This window comes from Micromonospora matsumotoense (genome assembly GCF_050951065.1).
GTDB classification, from domain to species: Bacteria; Actinomycetota; Actinomycetes; order Mycobacteriales; family Micromonosporaceae; genus Micromonospora; species Micromonospora matsumotoensis.
Window position 1 is genome coordinate 963486 of sequence record NZ_CP192025.1, and the last position, 19647, is coordinate 983132.

Annotated in this window: 19 protein-coding genes; 17 read left to right on the forward strand and 2 right to left on the reverse strand. The window is 73.2% G+C overall.

Features of this window, described 5'->3' with window-relative positions:
- Positions 1-58: 58 nt before the first annotated feature.
- The 5 genes from ACQP1S_RS04620 (at position 59) to ACQP1S_RS04640 (ending at position 7672) form a co-directional block, all read left to right on the forward strand.
- Complete coding sequence (locus tag ACQP1S_RS04620; protein WP_432903352.1) at positions 59-184, forward strand: hypothetical protein; 126 nt, start codon at positions 59-61, stop codon at positions 182-184.
- Positions 185-407: 223 nt separating this feature from the next.
- Positions 408-4046: a transcription-repair coupling factor gene (gene mfd, locus ACQP1S_RS04625; protein WP_432903355.1), complete on the forward strand. Its 3639-nt coding sequence runs from the start codon at positions 408-410 to the stop codon at positions 4044-4046.
- A gap of 123 nt (positions 4047-4169) precedes the next feature.
- Positions 4170-4955, forward strand: coding sequence for a hypothetical protein (locus tag ACQP1S_RS04630; RefSeq protein WP_432903358.1), 786 nt, complete (start codon positions 4170-4172; stop codon positions 4953-4955).
- The gene (locus ACQP1S_RS04635; protein ID WP_432907789.1) at positions 4952-5941 is read left to right on the forward strand and encodes a nucleoside triphosphate pyrophosphohydrolase; all 990 of its coding nucleotides are present in this window, start codon (positions 4952-4954) and stop codon (positions 5939-5941) included. The genes ACQP1S_RS04630 and ACQP1S_RS04635 overlap by 4 nt, the downstream gene beginning before the upstream one ends.
- A 114-nt stretch (positions 5942-6055) precedes the next feature.
- Complete coding sequence (locus ACQP1S_RS04640) at positions 6056-7672, forward strand: DUF885 domain-containing protein (protein WP_432903361.1); 1617 nt, start codon at positions 6056-6058, stop codon at positions 7670-7672.
- 16 nt (positions 7673-7688) lie between these two features.
- Here ACQP1S_RS04640 and ACQP1S_RS04645 read toward each other — a convergent pair whose 3' ends face one another.
- Both ACQP1S_RS04645 and ACQP1S_RS04650 read right to left on the reverse strand, forming a co-directional pair.
- A complete protein-coding gene (locus tag ACQP1S_RS04645) occupies positions 7689-8585 on the reverse strand; it encodes an NAD(+) diphosphatase (RefSeq protein WP_432903364.1) in 897 nt (298 codons plus the stop codon).
- Positions 8582-9274, reverse strand: coding sequence for a hypothetical protein (locus ACQP1S_RS04650; RefSeq protein WP_432903367.1), 693 nt, complete (start codon positions 9272-9274; stop codon positions 8582-8584). The genes ACQP1S_RS04645 and ACQP1S_RS04650 overlap by 4 nt, the downstream gene beginning before the upstream one ends.
- Positions 9275-9494: 220 nt before the next feature.
- On the opposite strand from ACQP1S_RS04650, the gene eno reads away from it, so the two are divergent.
- The 12 genes from eno (at position 9495) to ACQP1S_RS04710 (ending at position 19646) form a co-directional block, all read left to right on the forward strand.
- Positions 9495-10778: a phosphopyruvate hydratase gene (gene eno / locus ACQP1S_RS04655; protein WP_432903370.1), complete on the forward strand. Its 1284-nt coding sequence runs from the start codon at positions 9495-9497 to the stop codon at positions 10776-10778.
- 31 nt (positions 10779-10809) lie between these two features.
- On the forward strand, positions 10810-11433 hold the full coding sequence (locus ACQP1S_RS04660) for a septum formation initiator family protein (RefSeq protein ID WP_432903373.1): 624 nt from the start codon (positions 10810-10812) through the stop codon (positions 11431-11433).
- 34 nt (positions 11434-11467) lie between these two features.
- Positions 11468-12025: a DUF501 domain-containing protein gene (locus ACQP1S_RS04665; protein WP_432907792.1), complete on the forward strand. Its 558-nt coding sequence runs from the start codon at positions 11468-11470 to the stop codon at positions 12023-12025.
- Entirely contained in the window at positions 12022-12528 is a 507-nt protein-coding gene (locus tag ACQP1S_RS04670; protein ID WP_091248186.1) for an amino-acid N-acetyltransferase, read from the forward strand. The genes ACQP1S_RS04665 and ACQP1S_RS04670 overlap by 4 nt, the downstream gene beginning before the upstream one ends.
- A gap of 106 nt (positions 12529-12634) precedes the next feature.
- A complete protein-coding gene (locus tag ACQP1S_RS04675; RefSeq protein ID WP_432903376.1) occupies positions 12635-13876 on the forward strand; it encodes a hypothetical protein in 1242 nt (413 codons plus the stop codon).
- 112 nt (positions 13877-13988) lie between these two features.
- Positions 13989-14930 (forward strand): exopolyphosphatase, encoded by a 942-nt coding sequence (locus tag ACQP1S_RS04680; protein WP_432907794.1) that lies wholly within the window; start codon positions 13989-13991, stop codon positions 14928-14930.
- Between the two features lie 132 nt (positions 14931-15062).
- On the forward strand, positions 15063-15395 hold the full coding sequence (locus ACQP1S_RS04685; protein WP_067307540.1) for a PadR family transcriptional regulator: 333 nt from the start codon (positions 15063-15065) through the stop codon (positions 15393-15395).
- Positions 15392-16474, forward strand: a complete 1083-nt coding sequence (locus ACQP1S_RS04690) for an HAAS signaling domain-containing protein (RefSeq protein WP_432903381.1) — start codon at positions 15392-15394, stop codon at positions 16472-16474. Before ACQP1S_RS04685 ends, ACQP1S_RS04690 begins: the two co-directional genes overlap by 4 nt.
- 108 nt (positions 16475-16582) lie before the next feature.
- Positions 16583-17080: an LppU/SCO3897 family protein gene (locus ACQP1S_RS04695; protein ID WP_091248198.1), complete on the forward strand. Its 498-nt coding sequence runs from the start codon at positions 16583-16585 to the stop codon at positions 17078-17080.
- A 227-nt stretch (positions 17081-17307) separates the two neighbouring features.
- Complete coding sequence (locus ACQP1S_RS04700; protein ID WP_363672292.1) at positions 17308-17994, forward strand: dienelactone hydrolase family protein; 687 nt, start codon at positions 17308-17310, stop codon at positions 17992-17994.
- Positions 17995-18013: 19 nt separating this feature from the next.
- Positions 18014-18889 carry a uracil-DNA glycosylase gene (locus ACQP1S_RS04705; RefSeq protein ID WP_432907797.1) on the forward strand — a complete coding sequence of 292 codons (876 nt, stop codon included), beginning with the start codon at positions 18014-18016 and terminating at the stop codon, positions 18887-18889.
- Positions 18890-18908: 19 nt separating this feature from the next.
- Positions 18909-19646 (forward strand): DUF4129 domain-containing protein, encoded by a 738-nt coding sequence (locus tag ACQP1S_RS04710; RefSeq protein WP_091248601.1) that lies wholly within the window; start codon positions 18909-18911, stop codon positions 19644-19646.
- The last annotated feature ends 1 nt before the right edge of the window (position 19647 follow it).

Consider the following 19647-nt stretch of genomic DNA (forward strand, 5'->3'; position numbering starts at 1 on the left):
TTCAGCACGAAGACACCGGGCGCATGGATGTCGGCCCGACCCCCCGTCCGGGCTGCTGTTGGAGCGCTCGGCCGGCGAGGAGGTCGACCGCTGGCCGATCGGCCTCGCCCAGTCCCGCCGACTGGCCCGCCTGTCCCGCCACCTGATCAGCCAGCTCGACCCGCACCTGATCCGCGCCGCCTGAACACCTCCCGGGTGAGGCGTCGCAATGTCATGGATGTAGGGGTGTCTGCGAGCGGGGATGCCGCTACATCCGTGACATTGAGATGATCTTGGGTGGGGTGAGGGGCTCGTCGGGTGGGCGGGGATGGGGCGGTCGGCGGGGATAGGCTGGTCGTCGTGCACCCCCCGTCCGGCCGGACGAGGGGCAGCAGTCGTGCGCGTCGACTCCCTGGAAGTGATCACTGATGCTCACCGGACTCTTCTCCGCCGCCCTGGCCGACCCGGGGCTGGCCCGCGCTCGTGACCTGGCGCGCTCCGGTGCCGCCCAGGTCGACGGGCTGGACCTGACCGCCCCGGCCGCGCTGCGCCCGTTCGCCGTGGCCGCCGTCGCCGCCGACGAGCCGATCGGTGGGGCCGGCCGGCCGGTGCTGGCGGTGACCGCCACCAGCCGGGAGGCCGACGACCTGGCCGCCGCGCTGGGCAGCCTGCTCCCGGCCGGGCAGGTGGCGGTCTTCCCGTCCTGGGAGACGCTGCCGCACGAGCGGCTCTCGCCCCGCTCCGACACCGTCGGCCGGCGGCTGGCCGTGCTGCGTCGCCTCGCCCACCCGGACGACGCCGACGCGCAGGGGGTGACCGGGCCGTTGCGGGTGGTGGTGGCACCGGTCCGGTCGCTGCTGCAACCGCAGCTCAAGGGCCTCGGCGACCTGGAGCCGGTGCAGCTCGCCGCCGGCGAGGAGGCCGACCTGGAGGAGGTCGCCCGTCGGCTCACCGACCTGGCGTACGCCCGGGTCGACCTGGTCACCAAGCGCGGCGAGTTCGCGGTACGCGGTGGCATCCTCGACGTCTTCCCGCCCACCGACGAGCACCCGTCCCGGGTCGAGTTCTGGGGCGACGAGGTGGAGGAGATCCGCACCTTCGCCGTCGCCGACCAGCGCACCATCGAAGGCGTACCGCAGCTGTGGGCGTCGCCGTGCCGGGAACTGCTGCTGACCCCGGCCGTGCGCCGGCGGGCCGCCGCGCTCGCCGGGGAGCACCCGGAGCTGGCCGAGATCCTCGACAAGCTGGCCGAGGGCATCCCGGTCGAGGGGATGGAGTCGCTGGTGCCGGCGCTGCTCGGCAGCGAGAGCCTGGAGCTGCTGGTCGACACCATGCCGGCCGGCACCCACGTGCTGCTCTGCGACCCGGAGCGGATCCGTACCCGGGCGCACGACCTGGTCCGTACCTCGGAGGAGTTTCTCCAGGCCAGCTGGGCCGCAGCCGCCGTCGGCGGTCAGGCCCCGGTCGACCTCGGCGCCGCCGCCTTCAAGTCCCTGGCCGAGGTACGCGCCACCGCCCGCGCCCTGCGTCAACCCTGGTGGACCCTCGCCCCGTTCGGGCTCGGCGAGGCGGACGCCGCCACCCCTGCCCGGCAGCCCTGGGAGGACGCGCCGGCCGAGGTCGACGTGACCCCCGACGACGCGATCGCGGTGAGCCTGGCCGCCCAGCCCGCCCCGCTCTACCACGGTGAGACCGGCCGGGTGGTCGACGACATCACGCGCTGGACCGGCGAGGGCTGGTCGGTGGCGCTGGTCTTCGAGGGGCACGGTCCCGCCCAGCGGGCCGTCGAGGTGCTCCGCGACGCGGGCCTGGGGGCCCGGCTCACCGAGCAGGTGCCGGTCGCGCCGGCCCCCGGTGAGGTGCTGGTCGCCTGCGGCTGCCTGACCGCCGGCTTCGTCGACGAGACGTCGAAGTTCGTGCTGCTCACCGGCAACGACGTCAGCGGTGGCCGGGGCACCTCCACCCGGGACATGCGCAAGATGCCGAGCCGGCGGCGCAACACCATCGACCCGCTGGAGCTGAAGGCCGGCGACTTCGTCGTGCACGAGCAGCACGGCATCGGCCGGTACGTCGAGCTGGTGCAACGCACCGTCAACGGCGCGTCCCGGGAGTACCTGGTCATCGAGTACGCGGCCAGCAAGCGTGGTCAGCCCGGCGACCGGTTGTTCGTCCCCACCGACCAGCTCGACCAGCTCTCCCGCTACGTCGGCGGTGAGCAGCCCACCCTGCACAAGATGGGCGGCTCGGACTGGCAGAAGTCCAAGGCCCGTGCCCGCAAGGCGGTCCGCGAGATCGCCGCCCAACTGATCCAGCTCTACGCGGCCCGCAAGGCGTCCAAGGGGCACGCGTTCGCCCCGGACTCCCCGTGGCAGCGGGAGCTGGAGGACGCCTTCCCGTGGCAGGAGACGCCCGACCAGTTGGCCGCCATCGAGGAGGTCAAGCGGGACATGGAACAGACCGTCCCGATGGACCGGCTGATCTGCGGCGACGTCGGGTACGGCAAGACCGAGATCGCGGTCCGCGCGGCGTTCAAGGCGGTGCAGGACGGCAAGCAGGTGGCGGTGCTGGTGCCGACGACGTTGCTGGTGCAGCAGCACTACAACACGTTCGCCGAGCGGATGAACCAGTTCCCGGTGACCATCCGGCAGCTCTCCCGTTTCCAGACCGCCAAGGAGAGCGAGCGGACGCTGGAGATGGTCGCCGACGGCACCGTCGACATCGTCATCGGCACCCACCGGCTGCTCCAGACGGCCACCCGGTTCAGGTCCCTCGGCATGGTCGTCATCGACGAGGAGCAGCGCTTCGGCGTCGAGCACAAGGAGCACCTGAAGACGCTGCGCGCCTCGGTCGACGTGCTGAGCATGTCGGCCACCCCGATCCCGAGGACGCTGGAGATGGCGATCACCGGCATCCGGGAGATGTCGACCATCGCCACCCCGCCGGAGGAGCGGCACCCGGTGCTGACCTTCGTCGGGTCGTACGACGACCGGCAGGTGGCCGCGTCCATCCATCGCGAGCTGCTCCGCGACGGGCAGGTCTTCTATCTGCACAACCGGGTCGAGTCGATCGACCGGACGGCGCGGAAGCTGCGCGAGCTGGTGCCCGAGGCGCGGGTGGCGGTGGCGCACGGGCAGATGGGCGAGGAGGCGCTGGAGAAGGTGATGGTCGGCTTCTGGGAGAAGGAGTTCGACGTCCTGGTCTGCACCACCATCGTGGAGTCCGGCATCGACATCCCGAACGCCAACACCCTGATCGTGGAGCGGGCCGACCTGCTCGGCCTGGCCCAGCTGCACCAGATCCGGGGCCGGGTCGGCCGGGGCCGCGAGCGGGCGTACGCGTACTTCCTCTATCCGCCGGAGAAGCCGCTCACCGAGCACGCGCACGAGCGGCTGGCCACCATCGCCCAGCACACCGAGCTGGGCGCGGGCATGTACGTGGCGATGAAGGACCTGGAGATCCGGGGCGCCGGCAACCTGCTCGGCGGTGAGCAGTCCGGTCACATCGAGGGCGTCGGCTTCGACCTGTACGTCCGGATGGTCGGCGAGGCGGTGTCGGCGTTCAAGGGCGAGAGCACCGAGGAGGAGACCGACGTCAAGATCGACCTCCCGATCGACGCGCACCTGCCGCACGACTACGTCGGGGTGGAGCGGCTGCGGCTGGAGATGTACCGCAAGCTCGCCGAGGCACGCGACGACGTACGGCTGCGCGAGGTGGTGGCCGAGATGACCGACCGGTACGGCGAGCCGCCCGCCGCGGTGCAGAACCTGGTCGCGGTGGCCCGGTTCCGGCTGCTGGCCCGCCGGTACGGCCTCACCGACGTGAGCATGCAGGGCAAGCACCTGCGGTTCGGGCCGCTGCCGTTGCCCGACTCGAAGCAGTTGCGGCTCAAGCGCTACCACCCGGACTCGGTCTACAAGCAGGCCACCGACCAGGTCAGCGTGCCCCGGCCGAGCACCCGGCGGGTCGGTGGCGAGCCGCTGCGCGACCAGGCGCTGTTGGAGTGGTGCGCCCAACTGCTCTCCGACGTCCTCGGCGAGCCGGCCGCGTTGGCGGGGGCGCGGGCATGAGCGGTCCGTCGTGCGCCCGACGGCACCGCGTGCGGGGTGCCGGGTGGCGCGGGCACCGGGTGGGGCCGCAGCCCGCGGTGGGCGGCGTCACCGTACACGGGCAGGCATGAGAGAGTGACCGTCATGCGTGCACGCCGTCTCATCGCCGCCGCCAGCGTCGCGGCACTGGGTGTCCTCTCCCTCACCGCCTGCGGCAAGGCATCTCCGGATGTGGCCGCATACATCGGCGACAGTCGCTACTCGGTCGCCCGGGTGGACGCGATCTACACCGACGCGCAGACGAGGTACGCGGAGGCGGTGCGGCAGGGCGCGGCCCAGTCCGGCCAGACTCCCGGCCCGGAGCAGCTGCGTGCCGGGGTGACCCGGCAGGACGTGGTGAACCTGCTGGTCAGCATCGACCTGGGCAAGCGGGTGGCGGCCGAGAAGAAGCTCCAGATCCCGGACCAGATCACCCCGGACCAGTTGGCCCCGCAGCTCCAGTTGCCGCCGCAGGCGGAGTTCGCGAAGCTCTGGGGCGAGTGGGCGGACCTGTTCGCCGTGCTCAGCCAGCAGTTGCCGCCGGCCGACCTGAGCGACGAGTCGGTGATGGCGGTCTACCACGCGATCGAGAAGACCGGTGGCATCGACAAGGGGCTGCCGGTGGCCCAGGTGCGGCAGCTCTTCGGCGACGGCGGTTTCGTCCGCAGCGCCTCCGCGTTGAGTGCCGCGCTGGGGGAGCAGGCCGACAAGGTCGACGTCGAGGTCAACCCCCGCTACCGGCCGCTCGGCGTCCCCGCCTGGGTCAACAAGGGCCAGGAGCTGGTCTTCTACGCGCTGCCGTACATCGACGCGACCGGTCCGGTGACCGACGTGTCGACCCCTGACCCGGTTGCCAGCCCCACCCCGGCGCAGGGGCCGGTGGCCTCCTGAGCACGTCCCACCGGATCGTCCTGCTGGTCACCTCGCCCCGGTTGCCGGCCGGTCTGCTGACCGCCGCCGCCTGGGACGTGCTGCGCTCCGCGCCGGTGCTGACCGGTGCGGAGAGCGCCCAGGTCACGGCGGTGCGCGCGGCGGGCGTCGAGGTCACCGTCGTTTCCGGCGGGGCCACCGACGCGCTGCTGGCCGCCACGTCGGCACACGGTACGGCGGTCTGGCTGGCCGGCCCGACCGGCGACGAGACCCTGGCCCGGGAGTTGGGCCTGCGGCTGGCCCGCCAACCGGGGCTGGCCGAGATGGAGCTGATGTACGGCTCGTGGGACCCGCCGGGGGCCCGGCTCCTCGACGCGGTCGAGGTGATGGACCGGCTCGCCTCGCCGGGTGGTGACCCGTGGAAGCGGGCGCAGACCCATCGCAGCCTGGCCGGGTTCCTGATCGAGGAGTGCTACGAGGCGTACGACGCGATCAACGACGACGACACCGACGCGCTGCGCGAGGAGTTGGGCGACGTCCTGCTCCAGGTGCTGCTGCACGCCCGCCTCGCGGAGAACCTGCCCGAGGGTGAGCGGTGGAACGTCGACGACGTGGCCGGCATCCTGGTCGACAAGATGGTCCGTCGCAATCCACACGTCTTCGCCGGTGCCGAGGCGGGCTCCCTGGCGGAGATCGAGGCGAACTGGGAGCGGATCAAGCAGACCGAGAAGACCCGCACGTCGGTGCTCGACGGCATCGCCCTGAGCCAGCCCGCCCTGGCCCTGGCCGCCAAGATCCTGGACCGGGCCGGTCGGGCCGGTCTGACCGTCCCGCTGCCGTCCCCCGACGCCCAGCCCGACCCGGAGTCCCGCCTGGGCGCCACCCTCCTGGCCCTGGTCGCGCACTCCCGCCACACCAACCTCGACCCCGAGGCCGCCCTCCGCAAAACCACCCTCTCCCTAACCCCCACCCTCACCCTCCCCCCACCCTCACCCCCGTCTGCTTGAGTTGATCAAGAGGTTCAGGTCAGGCCGGCGCGGTTTCCTGACGCAAACCTCTTGATCACCGGGGTCTGGGTGGAGGGCGCAGGAGGGGGAGAGACGGGTGGGTAGGGTCGGGGGGTGAGTTTTGTGCCGTTGGCGGAGCGGATCGTTGATGCCGTGCTGGAGAGCCGGCCGGGGTTGGCCACGTCGAGTGGCGACCATCGGTTCGACGATCGGTTGCCGGATCTCTCCGCCCCGGCGGTCGCGGCCGACCAGGGGATGCTGAAGGAGGCCGCCGACGCGCTCGCCGAGGTCGACGCCGACTCCCTCGACGTCGAGGAGCAGGTCGACCACGCGCTGCTCAGCGCCCTGGTCGACCGGGAACTGTTCGAGCGGAGCGAGATCCGGGCCTTCGAGTGGGACCCGTTGGTGCACAATCCGGGGCCGCTGCTGCACGCCCTGCTCGCCCGCCCGTACGCCCCGGTGGAGGATCGGCTGGCCCACCTGGTCGGGCGGCTGACGGCCGTACCCGATGCGCTGGCGACCGCGCGGGCGACGCTGCGCGACATGCCCCGGATCCACGCCGAGACGGCGGTCGGGCAGTTCGTCGGCACCGCCGCGCTGATCCGCGACGAGGTGCCGCTGCTGCTCGCCCAGGCGCCCGCGCTGGACGGCACGGTCGGGCCGGCGGCGACGGCGGCGATCGCCGCGCTGGACGAGTTCGTCGGCTGGCTGCGCGCCGGGCTGGCCACCGAGGCCGGGCCGGGACGCGACCCCCGGCTGGGCCGCCGCCGCTGGGAGGCCCGGCTCTGGCACACCCTCGACACCGAGCTGGGCGCGGCCGAGGTGCAGCGCCGCGCCTGGGCCAACCTGGACCGGGTCACCGCCGAGATCCGCGCGGCGGCCGTCGAGCTGGTCGGCGGCCCGGCCGACGACGAGACGGTACGCCGGGCGTTGGACCTGCTCGCCGCCGAGCACCCCGACGACCACTCCATCGTGGACCTCGCCTCGGTCACCCTCGACGAGGCCAGCGACTTCGTCCGCGCCCACGACCTGATCAGCCTGGTCGACGACCCGTGCGTGATCCAGGAGATGCCGGAGTTCGCCCGGGGGGTCGCGGTGGCGTACTGCGACTCGCCCGGCCCGCTGGAGCCGGCCGACCTGCCCACCTTCTACTGCATCGCGCCGACCCCGGCGGACTGGTCGGCGCACCGGGTCGAGTCGTTCTACCGGGAGTACAACGACCACATGATCCGCAACCTGACCGTGCACGAGGCGATGCCGGGGCACTTCCTCCAGCTCGCCCACGCCCGCCGGTACGCCGGCCCCACCCGGGTCCGGGCGTTGACCGAGTCGGGGGTGTTCATCGAGGGGTGGGCGGTCTACACCGAGGAGCTGATGGCCGGCCTCGGCTTCGGTGGCCTGCCGGTACGCCTCCAGCAGCTCAAGATGCAGCTCCGGATGACCATCAACGCGCTGCTCGACCAGTTGGTGCACTGCGACGGGATGGCCGAGACGGATGCGCTGGCGCTGATGACCGGGCGCGGCTTCCAGGAGGAGGGCGAGGCGGCCGGCAAGTGGCGGCGGGCGCTGCTCACCTCGACGCAGCTCTCCACGTACTTCGTCGGCTACAGCGAGATGGCCGACGTCGCCGCGTCCCGCCCGACCGGGGTGCCGGTGCGGGACTGGCACGACGCGATGCTCGCCCACGACTGCCCACCCCCGCGCCACCTGCGCACCCTGCTCGGCATCTGACCCGGCCGGGCCCGGCTCAGCCGCGGGCGGCGACGGCGTCGATCAGCCAGCGGGAGATCGAGTACGCCGGCGGCAGCTCCGCCGGCAGCCCGTCCACCGGGAACCAGCGGGCCCGCACCAGCTCCCGCCCGTCCACCACCGGCTCGGCGTCGGGGTCGGCGACGGTGGCGGTGAAGCCGGCGAGCAGCACCCCCGGCCCGGAGATCGCCCAGGGCTGGCTGCCGAAGTAGTCGACCGTGTCGAGGGCCACCGAAACCTCTTCGGTGACCTCCCGACGGACCGCCGTCTCCAGCGACTCGCCGGCCTCGACGAAGCCGGCGACCAGCGCCCACAGCTCGGTCGGCCCGGACGCGTGCCGGACCAGTAGCAGCTCGGTGGGGCCGCCGGACCGGCCGGGGCGGGTGATCGCGGCGAGCACCGCCGGGGAGAGCCGCAGCGGCACGTACAGGCCGCAGTCGGGGCAGCGCCGGGCCGTCTGGCCCGGCACGTCGGCCAGCGCCGCCCGGCAGGCCCCACACCAGCGGTGGGTACGCCGCCAGGTGACCACGGCCACCGCCCGCCCGGCGAGCGTGGCGACCGGCTCGGGCAGCTCGGCGGCGAGCGCCCGCCAACTCCGCCACCGACCGACCGCCCGCCGACTCCCGGTCGTCGCCCCGGCAGCGGTCGTCCGGCCCGGGGTGACGGCACGGCTCGGGTCGGCCGTCTCCGTCGCCCAGGCCGGCACCCCGTCGAGCGTGCCCAGCGGCGCCCACCCGGTCTCGGCCGGCAGCTCGCCGACCCGGGGCAGGCCCCCGTCGGGGGTGGTCAGCAGCCGGGTACCCGACACCACCAGGCCCAGATCGCCCGGCGTGGGCGACAGGTCGGCTGCATGGCCGGTCGTGGACGTGGGGCGTTCGGGCGGTGGCACGGTCACGACGTCGCCGGCCGGCGGTCCGTCACGCCGGCACCGGCCGGCAGGTCGAATGCCGTCGACGTCACCGAGTCGGTGAACCGCTCCAGAGCCAGCTCGACCGGCTGGCCGTCGAGGACACCGGTGAAGCTGCCGAGCACACCGTCGGTGGTGACGCAGGCGTCGAAGTTCCCGGTGGAGCGCCGGACGGCGACGCAGGTGGCGTGGTGTCCGACGATCGTGGTGTCGGTCGGCTTGACCTGGGCCTGCGGGTCCAGGGCGGCCTCGGTGAGCAGCCGGATGACGGCGGGTGGGGTGACCAGCCCGGCCTTGCGGGCCTCGGCGAACAGCGGGACCGCCGCCTTGCCGGACATCAGCACCGGCGGCTCCACCGTGCAGGTGGTCCGCCCGGCGGTGGTCTCACAGCGGGTGATGGCCTGTTCGGAGACGGTGATCTTGCCGGCGGCCCAGGTGTACGCGGAGCGGGCCGGCTCCTTCTCCTGGGCGATGGTGGTGGTCCGGCCGCCGGGGAGCCGGTATTCGGCCGTCCAGGTCTGGACCAGTGACTCGTCCAGCCGGGTGGCGAGATCGTTGATCAGATCGGACCGGCCGAGGGTGCGTCCGGTGTCGTCGAGGGTCTGACAGCCGGTCACGGTGAGCGACGCGATGACCGACACGGCGAGCACGCGGAGGGTGGTCGAGACGGCGGGCATGGCGACCAGCGTGGTCGATCGGGTCCACCCGGCGCAAACCGGTTGCCGGTTGAGGGGTGAGAATACGGGAATGTCCGTTACGGCGTGCTGAATAGGGGTGGGCTACGTGTGCCCGGACGCCGTGCGTCCGGGCGTCGCCCGATACGCTGCGTTCAACAACTGCCTCAGCCGCACCGTCGCGGCCCAACCCGAATTCGCACAACGAACGAGGAGCGACTCAGTGGCAACCATCGAGGGAATCGTCGCCCGGGAGATTCTCGACTCGCGGGGCAACCCGACGGTCGAGGTCGAGGTAGGGCTGGACGACGGCACGATCGCCCGCGCCGCCGTACCCTCCGGCGCCTCCACCGGCGCCTTCGAAGCAGTCGAGCTGCGCGACGGTGACAAGGGCCGCTACCTGGGCAAGGGCGTCGAGAACGCGGTCGCCAACATCGAGGACAAGATCGTCGACCAGCTGATCGGCTACGAGGCCAGCGAGCAGCGGCTGATCGACCAGAAGATGCTCGACCTCGACGGCTCCGACAACAAGGGCGAGCTGGGCGCGAACGCCATCCTCGGGGTCTCCCTGGCGGTGGCCAAGGCGGCGGCCGGCAGCGCCGAGCTGAGCCTGTTCCGCTACCTGGGTGGCCCGAACGCCCACCTGCTGCCGGTGCCGATGATGAACATCCTCAACGGTGGGGCGCACGCCGACTCCAACGTCGACGTCCAGGAGTTCATGATCGCCCCGATCGGGGCACCCAGCTTCCGGGAGGCGCTGCGCTCCGGCGCCGAGGTCTACCACGCGCTGAAGTCGGTGCTGAAGAAGAAGGACCTCTCCACCGGCCTGGGGGACGAGGGTGGCTTCGCCCCCAACCTGCCCAGCAACGCCGCCGCGTTGGACCTGATCGCCGAGGCGGTCGAGAAGGCCGGCTACCGGCTGGGCACCGACATCGTCTTCGCCCTCGACGTGGCCGCCACCGAGTTCTTCGACAACGGCACCTACACCTTCGAGAGCACCGCCAAGAGCGCCGAGGAGATGAGCAACTACTACACCAAGCTCATCGGCGACTACCCGATCGTCTCCATCGAGGACCCGCTGGCCGAGGACGACTGGAGCGGCTGGGCGACCCTCACCGCCGCCGTCGGCGACCGGATCCAGATCGTCGGCGACGACCTGTTCGTCACCAACCCGCAGCGCATCGCCCGGGGCATCGTCGAGAAGTCCGCCAACGCGGTGCTCGTCAAGGTCAACCAGATCGGCTCGCTGACCGAGACCCTGGACGCGGTGGACCTGGCCCACCGGGCCGGCTTCAAGTGCATGATGAGCCACCGCTCCGGCGAGACCGAGGACACCACCATCGCCGACCTGGCGGTCGCCACCGGCTGCGGCCAGATCAAGACCGGTGCCCCGGCCCGGTCCGACCGGGTCGCCAAGTACAACCAGCTCCTGCGGATCGAGGAGGAGCTGGCCGACGCGGCGCGGTACGCCGGCGCCGGCGCGTTCCCGCGTTACCGTTCGGCCTGACCCAGGCGAACCTCGGGGGAGGGGTGTGACGATGCAGCAGCGCCGCACACCGGGTGGTCAACGCCCGGCCCGCCGGCCGACCGGTCGGCCGGGCGGGGCCCGGGGCGCCCGGACACCGCTGCGCGACAGCGGGGTACGTGCCGAGCCGCGGGCCACCACGGCCCGGTCCCGGTCGGCCGACGGCGTACGGTCGGCGAACCGTCCGGCGGCGGCCCGCCGGACGGCGGCCGGCGGCACCATCCGGCGACTCACCGCACCCCACCCCCGACGGTTCACCGGGCGGGCCACCGTGCTGTTCGCGGTGCTGCTCGCGCTCGCCCTGGCGTACACCTATCCGGTCCGGGTCTATCTGGACCAGCAGGTCGACATCGAGCGGATGGAGGCGTCGCAGGCCGCGCAGCGGCAGCGCATCTCCGACCTCTCCGCCGAGGCGGCGAAGTGGCAGGACAAGGAGTACATCAAGATCCAGGCGCGGGAACGGTTCTACATGGTGGTGCCGGGGGAGACCCCGGTGATCGTGCTCAACGACGTGGACGGCGCGACCCGGGAAGCCAACGGCGGCCGGCCGCCGACCTCACCCAAGACCCCCGACCCCTGGTACGACACCCTGTGGTCGAGCGTCCAGGCGGCGAACGGCGACGCCCCGGACCAGTGAGCAGCACCCGCGTACCGAACGAGAGATGGGCACCGTGACTGTCGTACCACCGCAGGAGCCGGCGGCGGGCTCCGTACCCCCGCCGGAGCACCAGCCGGCCACCGAGGCCGACCTGGCCGCGGTGGCCGCACAGCTCGGACGCCCGCCCCGGGGCACCCGGGCGGTGGCCCACCGCTGCCCGTGCGGTCTGCCCGACGTGGTGCAGACGACGCCCCGGCTGGCCGACGGCACCCCTTTCCCGACGCTGTTCTATCTGACCTGTCCCCGGGCGACGGCGGCGTGCAGCCGGCTGGAGTCGGCCGGGCTGATGAAGGAGATGGCCGGGCGGCTCGCCGAGGACCCGGAGCTGGCCGACCGCTACCGGGCCGCGCACGAGGACTACCTGGCCCGCCGGGCGGCGATCGGCGAGGTGCCGGAGATCGCCGGCATCTCCGCCGGTGGGATGCCCGGCCGGGTGAAGTGCCTGCACGTGCACCTGGGCCACGCGCTCGGTGCCGGGCCCGGCGTCAACCCGTTCGGTGACGAGACGCTCGCCCTGGTGGAGAAGTGGTGGACCGCCGGGCCGTGCGTGGACCTGCCGGCGGCGCAGTGACCGACGCGATCGTGGTTCGCCGGGCCCGCACCGGCGACGTACGCGGCATCCGCCGGCTGGTCGACACCTACACCGACGACCGTCGGCTGCTCAGCAAGGCCACCGTCACCCTCTATGAGGACGTGCAGGAGTTCCGGGTCGCGGTGGCCGGCGACGGCACGGTCGTCGGCTGCGGCGCGCTGCACGTGATGTGGGAGGACCTCGCCGAGATCCGTACCGTGGCGGTCGACCCGGCCTGCCGGGGGCGCAAACTCGGCCACCGGATCGTCACCGAGTTGATCGACGCCGCCCGGGAGTTGGGCATCGCCCGGATCTTCGTGCTCACCTTCGAGACGGCGTTCTTCGGCGCGTTCGGGTTCACCGAGATCGACGGCGCCCCGGTGCCGCAGCCCGTCTACGAGCAGTTGCTGCGCTCCTACGACGAGGGTGTCGCCGAGTTCCTCAACCTGGAACGGGTCAAGCCGAACACCCTGGGCAACACCCGGATGCTGCTGCGGCTCTAGCCCGGGGTCCGGGCCCGGTGCGGCGGGTCCCCGTCCGGTACGGCGGACCGGGTGCGGTGCACGGTGGACCGCAGGGCGACTTGACCCGGCCCGCCACCCTGGGCCGGTGACGATCGTGCGTCGGTTGATTGCGGTGTTCGCCATTCTGGTCACCCTGTTCGCCCTGGTCGGCGTGGCCCGGCTGATCGCCCCGGCGACCGGTGGCGTCGCCGGTCAGCCGCCCGGGGTGGACCGGCAGCTCAGCTACCTGCGTGCCGAGTTGGACGCCGGTGCCGGCGAGGACGCCCAGGAGATGTTCCCGGAGGGCTGGTTCTTCGCCCACGCGCTGTACGGGCTGACCCGGGTGGAGACCGGCCTGCGGCAACCGGCCGAGGGTCGCGACGAGGCGCTGCGGGAGGCCCGGTGGGCGCTGGCCCGGCTGGAGTCGCCGGCCGGCACCGCCCCGTTCAGCCCCGACCTGACCCCGGCGTACGGCGTCTTCCACGCCGGTTGGACGAACTGGCTGCGCGGCGGGGTGCTCGCCCTGCAACCGGCGCAGCGGCGGGACCCGGCCGAGGTGCGCCGGTTCACCGAGGCGTCGGCCGCCCTGGCCACCGCGTTCGACGCCTCGGCCACGCCGTACCTCGCCGCGTACCCGGGGCAGGCGTGGCCGGTCGACTCGACGGTCGCGGTGGCCTCGCTGCGGCTGCACGACACCCTGCTGCCGCCGCGGTTCGACCGGACCACCCGACGCTGGCTGGACGGGGTACGCCAGCGGCTCGATCCGCGTACCGGCCTGCTGCCGCACCGGGTCGACCCGGGCACCGGCGCGCCGGCCGAGGTGGCCCGGGGCACCTCGCAGAGCGTCATCCAGCGGTTCCTGCCGGAGATCGACCCGACCTTCGCCCGTGAGCAGTATCTGCGGTTCCGCGCCGGGTTCGTGGTGTCGCCGCTGGGGCTCGGCCCGGCCGTCCGGGAGTACCCGCGCGGTCTGGACGGCCCAGGGGACGTCGACTCGGGGCCGCTGCCGCTCGGGGTGAGCTTCTCCGCCACCGTGGTGACCCTCGGCGCGGCCCAGGTGCAGGGCGACCGGGTGCTGGCCGGCGCGCTCGCCAACTACGGCGAGCTGGTCGGCTTTCCGCTGGACACCCCGCACACCCGGCGGTACGCCTTCGGCCTGCTCCCGATCGGCGACGCCTTCCTGGCCTGGTCGAAGACCGCCCGCCCGTGGGTCTCCGCACCCGCCGACCCGCCACCGGCGACGGTGGACCCGTGGTGGCGCACGCCGCTGGTGGTGCTGCTGGTGCTGGTCGCGGTGCTGGCCTGGGTGCCGTGGCTGCTGCTGCGGCGTCGGTCCCGGCGTCGGTGACCACCCCCGGGCCGGTCGGCGCTGCCGTGCGCGCGGTCGGGGCTGCGCGTGCGGTCGGCGCTGCGCGTGTGCGGTCGGCGGCTGCCGTAGGGTTGCTGGCGTGACGACGCGTGTGGCCGCCATCGACTGCGGGACCAACTCCATCCGCCTGCTGGTGGCCGACCTGCCCGACCCGTCGGCCGGGCCGCAGGCCCCACTGGTCGACCTGGCCCGCCGGATGGAGATCGTCCGGCTCGGTCAGGGCGTCGACCGGACCGGCCGGCTGGCCCCGGAGGCGATCGAGCGGACCCGGGTGGCGCTGGTCGGTTACGCCGCCGAGATCGAGAAGCTGGGCGTCGACCGGGTCCGGATGTGCGCCACCTCGGCGTCCCGGGACGCCAGCAACGCGGCCGACTTCCGGGCCATGGTCACGCAGACCCTCGGCGTCGCGCCCGAGGTGGTCAGCGGCGACGAGGAGGCCCGGCTGTCGTTCACCGGCGCGGTCCGGGGACTGCCCGCCGACGCGGAGCCGCCGTACCTGGTGGTGGACATCGGCGGCGGCTCGACCGAGTTCGTGGTGGGCACCCGCGACGGCGGGGTCGAGGCGGCGATCTCGGTGGACATCGGCTGTGTCCGGATGACCGAGCGGCACCTGCACGGCGACCCGCCGACCGGCGACGAGGTCGCCGCCGCGCAGGCCGACATCGCGGCCGCCGTGGACCGGGCGCTCGCCGCCGTCCCCGGCCGCGAGGCCGCCACCCTGGTCGGCCTCGCCGGCTCGGTCACCACCGTCGTCGCCATCGCCCAGGATCTCCAGGAGTACGACCCGGAGCGCATCCACCACGCCCGGGTGCCGTACGAGCGGGTCGCCGGGGTGACCGCCGACCTACTGGCGAAGACCGCCGCGCAGCGGCTGGCGATCCCGGTGATGCACCCGGGCCGGGCGGACGTGATCGGGGCGGGCGCGCTGGTGCTGCGGGTGATCATGGAGCGGGCCGGGATGTCCTCGGTGGTCGCCTCCGAACACGACATCCTCGACGGCATCGCCTGGAGCCTGCACCCCACCACAACCTGACCCCCTCCCATCGCCCCGCTGACCAAGAGACCTGCGTCAACAGCTCCCGGCCACCCACCGGGGTGGGGGCCTGTGGGTGGGTGGGTGGTGTGTTGTTGACGGTAGTGCGCATTGCGCAGTAGTGTGTGATGCGTGGACACCACACAACTACTCAAGGGTGTGCTTGATCTGGCCGTGCTGGCCGTGCTGCGGGATTCCGACGGTTACGGCTACGACATCCTGCGCCGGCTGCGCGAGGCCGGGCTGGAGGAGGTCGGGGACGCCTCGGTCTACGGCACCCTGCGTCGGCTCTTCGCCGCCGGCCTGCTCACCACCTACGTGGTGCCGAGCGAGTCCGGCCCGCACCGCAAGTACTACGCGCTCAACGCCGCCGGTCGTGACCAGCTCACCCGCTCCGGCAAGACCTGGCGCGCGTTCGCCACGACGATGGACCAGCTGCTCGACGATCGGGGGATGGCGGCATGACCGTCACTGGGCAGGAGATCACGGACTACGTCGAGCGGGTGCGGGCGGCCCTGGCCGACCTGCCACCGCAGGCCCGCGACGAGCTGACCGAGGATCTGCCGGAACACCTCACCGAGGTCGCCGCCGAGGCCGACGGCTCCCTGGTCGACCGGCTGGGCACCCCCGAGGCGTACGCGGCGGAGCTGCGCGCCGCTGCCGGGGCGGGTGATCCGGCGGCCGGCCGGCGGGCCCTGGAACGGCGGATCGCCGCCGTGCTGGGGCGCACCCGGGCCAGGGTCGGTCGGGTCGACGCCCGGCTCGGCCCCTTGGTCGGCCACGCCACGGCGGGCGAGTTCCTGCGGCTGCTCCGTCCGGCCTGGTGGTTGGTTCGCGCCTACCTGGCCGCGATGCTGGTCACCGCGATCAGCACCAATGGTCCACTCGGCCTGTTGCCCCGGCTCGACGGCAACGAGTTCGTCGGGCTGCTGATGTTCGCCGGCCTGGTCGTCGGTTCCATCTGGTTGGGCCGGCGCACCCCCGAGCTGCGCACCTGGCGGCGCTGGGCGGTGCACGCCGGTGCCGTGGTGCTGGCCCTGTTCGCGGTCGGCGCGGTGGCGAACGTGGACGACCATGCCCGCTCCGGTTATGGCTACGGCTACGAGTCGATCTCCGTGCAGAACCCGTACGACCAGGTGCAGGACGTCTACGTCTATGACAGCGAAGGGCGGTTGGTGGAGAACGTCCGGCTCTTCGACCAGAACGGCACCCCGATCCGGTTGGGCTGGCCGGCCTGCGACGATCCTGCCCTGCCCGACGTCAATGCGGTGCAGCGCAGCTACCCGTACTGCCCGCAGCAGGCCCCGTTCCGGCCGCGCCCGCCGGCCGCCCACCCACTCCCGCCCGGGTCGAACGGCGCGACCGGTGATCCGAGCGGCTCGCCCGCACCGACCGCGCCCGGGGCCGTTCCGACGGCCACCGCCCCGGGCGCGCCCGTCCCCACCAAGACGGCCACGGCTGTCCCCAGCGGGACGACGTCGCCGCCGCCGGTCGCGCCGCCGCCGGTGTCCGGGCCGGGGGCCGTGCCCACCGCCACCGGCTGACCTGACGTTCCTGGGAAATGGCTGAACGGACGATGGGAACGGGGCAGCACGCGCTGATCTTCGTCGCTACGTTGTCGTCTGCTCATTCACCCCTCGGAAGGAAAACCCGTGTCAGAGCAGGTCGCACCGCCGCCCCCCGCGCCGCAGGCAGAGCAGGCCGGCCAGCCTGAGCCGGTCGCCCCCGCCGCCGCACCGGAGCAGCCGGAGAAGCCGAAGGGCGGCGGCGCTAAGAAGGCGCTCGGCATCATCGGCGCGATCGTCGCCTTTCTGGTGATCGCCGCGCTGAAGTTCGGTGCCGCCAGCGCCATCGGCAACTTCCTCAACCCCGACGAGACCGCCGAGGCCAAGGCGGGCGACTGCATCGCCGAGCTGCCCGAGGTGACCGGCACCGAGGAGCAGTCGGTCAGCGACGCCAAGGTGGTCAAGTGCACCTCGACCGAGGCCGTCTACAACGTGGTCGGCCGGGTGGAGGACCAGACCGAGGCGCAGGCCAAGACCGGCAAGGCGTGCGAGCAGTACATCAAGGAGGGTGACGACGGCTACGTCTTCTACAACATCGCCCCGGGCGGCAAGGGCTACCTGCTCTGCCTGACGAAGAAGGCCTGAGTAGCCGACCGGTAGACCCGACCGGGTGGTCGGGGGCAGGCAACCGCCGACGGCGGCGCGGGAGCTTCCGCGCCGCCGTCGGCGTGTCCCACACCACCGTCGGTGAACGCGAGGTATATGCCACTGTTCCGGCATCTTCCCGGCACGCGTACGGCGTGGCAGGCTACCGACACGTAGGAGCGCCCTGCGACCAGCCGATGATGACTGACCGACAGGAGGACGGGCCGATGGGCGAGATGGTGAGTTACCGTCGTAGCGCAGGGACCGGCGAGGGGTATCTCGCGATACCGTCCAGCGGAGCGGCCAGCCCGGCGGTCATCGTCATCCAGGACTGGTGGGGTCTCGTCCCGCACATCCGTTCGGTGGTGGACCGGTTCGCCGAGGCCGGCTTCGTCGCGCTGGCCCCCGACTTCCGGCACGGCCAGCCGGCCAGCAAGCCGAGCGAGCCCCGGCAGATGCTCAACAGCACCCAGATGGACGAGGCGGCGGCCGACATCGCCGTCGCGGCGGAATACCTGGCCGGCCGGGCCGAGGTGACCGGCAAGGTGGGTTGCGCCGGGTTCTGCGCCGGTGCCAGCCTGGCCCTCTGGGCGGCCACCCGCGCCGAGCGGATCGTGGCCACCGCCGCCTTCTATCCCCGGCTGCCGTGGGACGGGATGCCCACCGAGTGGGCCGACTATGCGGGCAAGGCGGCGGTCGTGCACTGCTCCGAGGCGGACGGGCTCGCCGCCGCCGACGGCGTACAGACCGTGCGTCGGGCCGTCGAGAACGCCGGTGGCACCTGCCAGACCTACGACTACCCGGGCACCGCGCACGCGTTCTTCAACGAGGACCGGCCGGAGAACTTCGACCAGCGGGCCGCCGCCACCGCCTGGGCCCGCACCCTGGAACTCTTCCGGGCGAAGCTTGGCTGAGTCCCGTACCCCCGCCGAGGTGGTCGCCCGCGCCGCGCGGGCGACCGACCTGGCCGACCTCGACGCGGCGATCGGCGACTGCTTCGCCTGCCCGCGCCTGGTCGACTGGCGGGAGGAGGTCGCCCGGACGAAACGGGCCGCCTTCCGCGACCAGGAGTACTGGGGCCGCCCGGTGCCCGGCTTCGGCGCCCCGGACAACCGCACCGGGCGCGGCGGCGCGGGCCCACCGATCACGGCCACGACCCTCGCGTCGGGCCCGACCCCGGCAGCAACGGCCGGTAACCCGACGGCGGCAGCAACGGCCGGTGGTCCGGCGGCCACGGGCGTGGTCGTCCGGGAACCGGTGCCGGTGACGGACGTCCGGATCGGGATTCTCGGGCTGGCCCCGGCCGCGCACGGGGGCAACCGGACCGGCCGGGTCTTCACCGGGGACCGCTCCGGTGACGTGCTCTTCGCCGCCCTGCACCGCGCCGGGCTGGCCAACCAGCCGACCAGCGTCGCCGCCGACGACGGCCTCGCCCTCGCCCACACCCGGATCTTCGCCGCCGTACGCTGCGCGCCGCCGGACAACAAGCCCACCCCGGCCGAGCGGGACACCTGCGCCCCCTGGGTGCACCGGGAGGTGGCGCTGATCCGACCCACCCTGCGGGTGGTCGTCGCGCTGGGCGCGTTCGCCTGGGCGGCGTGGTGGCCGGTGCTGCGCCAGGTGTACGGCGTCAGGCCGCCCAGCCCGCGACCGGTCTTCGGCCATGGGGCACACTGGTCCGGGTCGGCCGCTCCCGATCTGCTCGGTTGCTACCACGTCAGCCAGCAGAACACCTTCACCGGGCGGTTGACCACACAGATGCTGGACGATGTGTTCGCCCGCGCGAAACAGCTCGCGGGGGTGGACTGAGCAGCGTGGGGTGGTGGTGATGGACCTCGGCGTACTGCGCAGATGGTGGCCCGTCGCCCTGGTGGCGCTGCTGCTGCTCGCCGCCGCGCTCGCCGCCGGGCACTCGTCGATCGGCGCCAGCCGCATCCCGCCGGCCGCCGACAACATCCCGTACGTGCCGGAATACCCGTCCGCCGAGCCGGCCGCGTCGATCCCGGTCGAACCGCGAACCGACGCCGAGCAGACCCGGGCGAGTGTTCCGCAGTGGATCGCCACGGCAGCGATCGGCCTGCTCGGGCTGGCGATCCTGGTCGCCGTGGGCTACCTGGCCTGGACGTTGCTGCGCGGCGCGCTGCGCCGTACCACCCGGGCGGTACCCGCCGCGCGGGCCCGGCGTACCGCCGAGGGCACCGCCCGGGAGGTGGTGGCCGCGCTCGACGCCGGGCTGGAGGAGTTGGACGACGCCGACACCGACCCGCGTACCGCCGTCATCGCCTGCTGGGTGCGGCTGGAGGAGGCCGCGACCGAGGCCGGTGTGCCGAGGCGCACCGGGGACACCCCGACCGACCTGGTCACCCGGCTGCTGCGCGGCGACCCGGCCGCCGGGGTGCCCGCCATCGCCAGCGCCGACGTGCTGGACGGCTTCGCCCACGTCTACCGCGAGGCCCGCTACGCCACCCGCAGCGTCGACGCCCGGATGCGGGACCAGGCCCGGGGGGCGCTGCGCCGGTTGCGGGGCGAACTCACCGCGTTGGCCGACCCGCAGGTGCCGGCGTGAC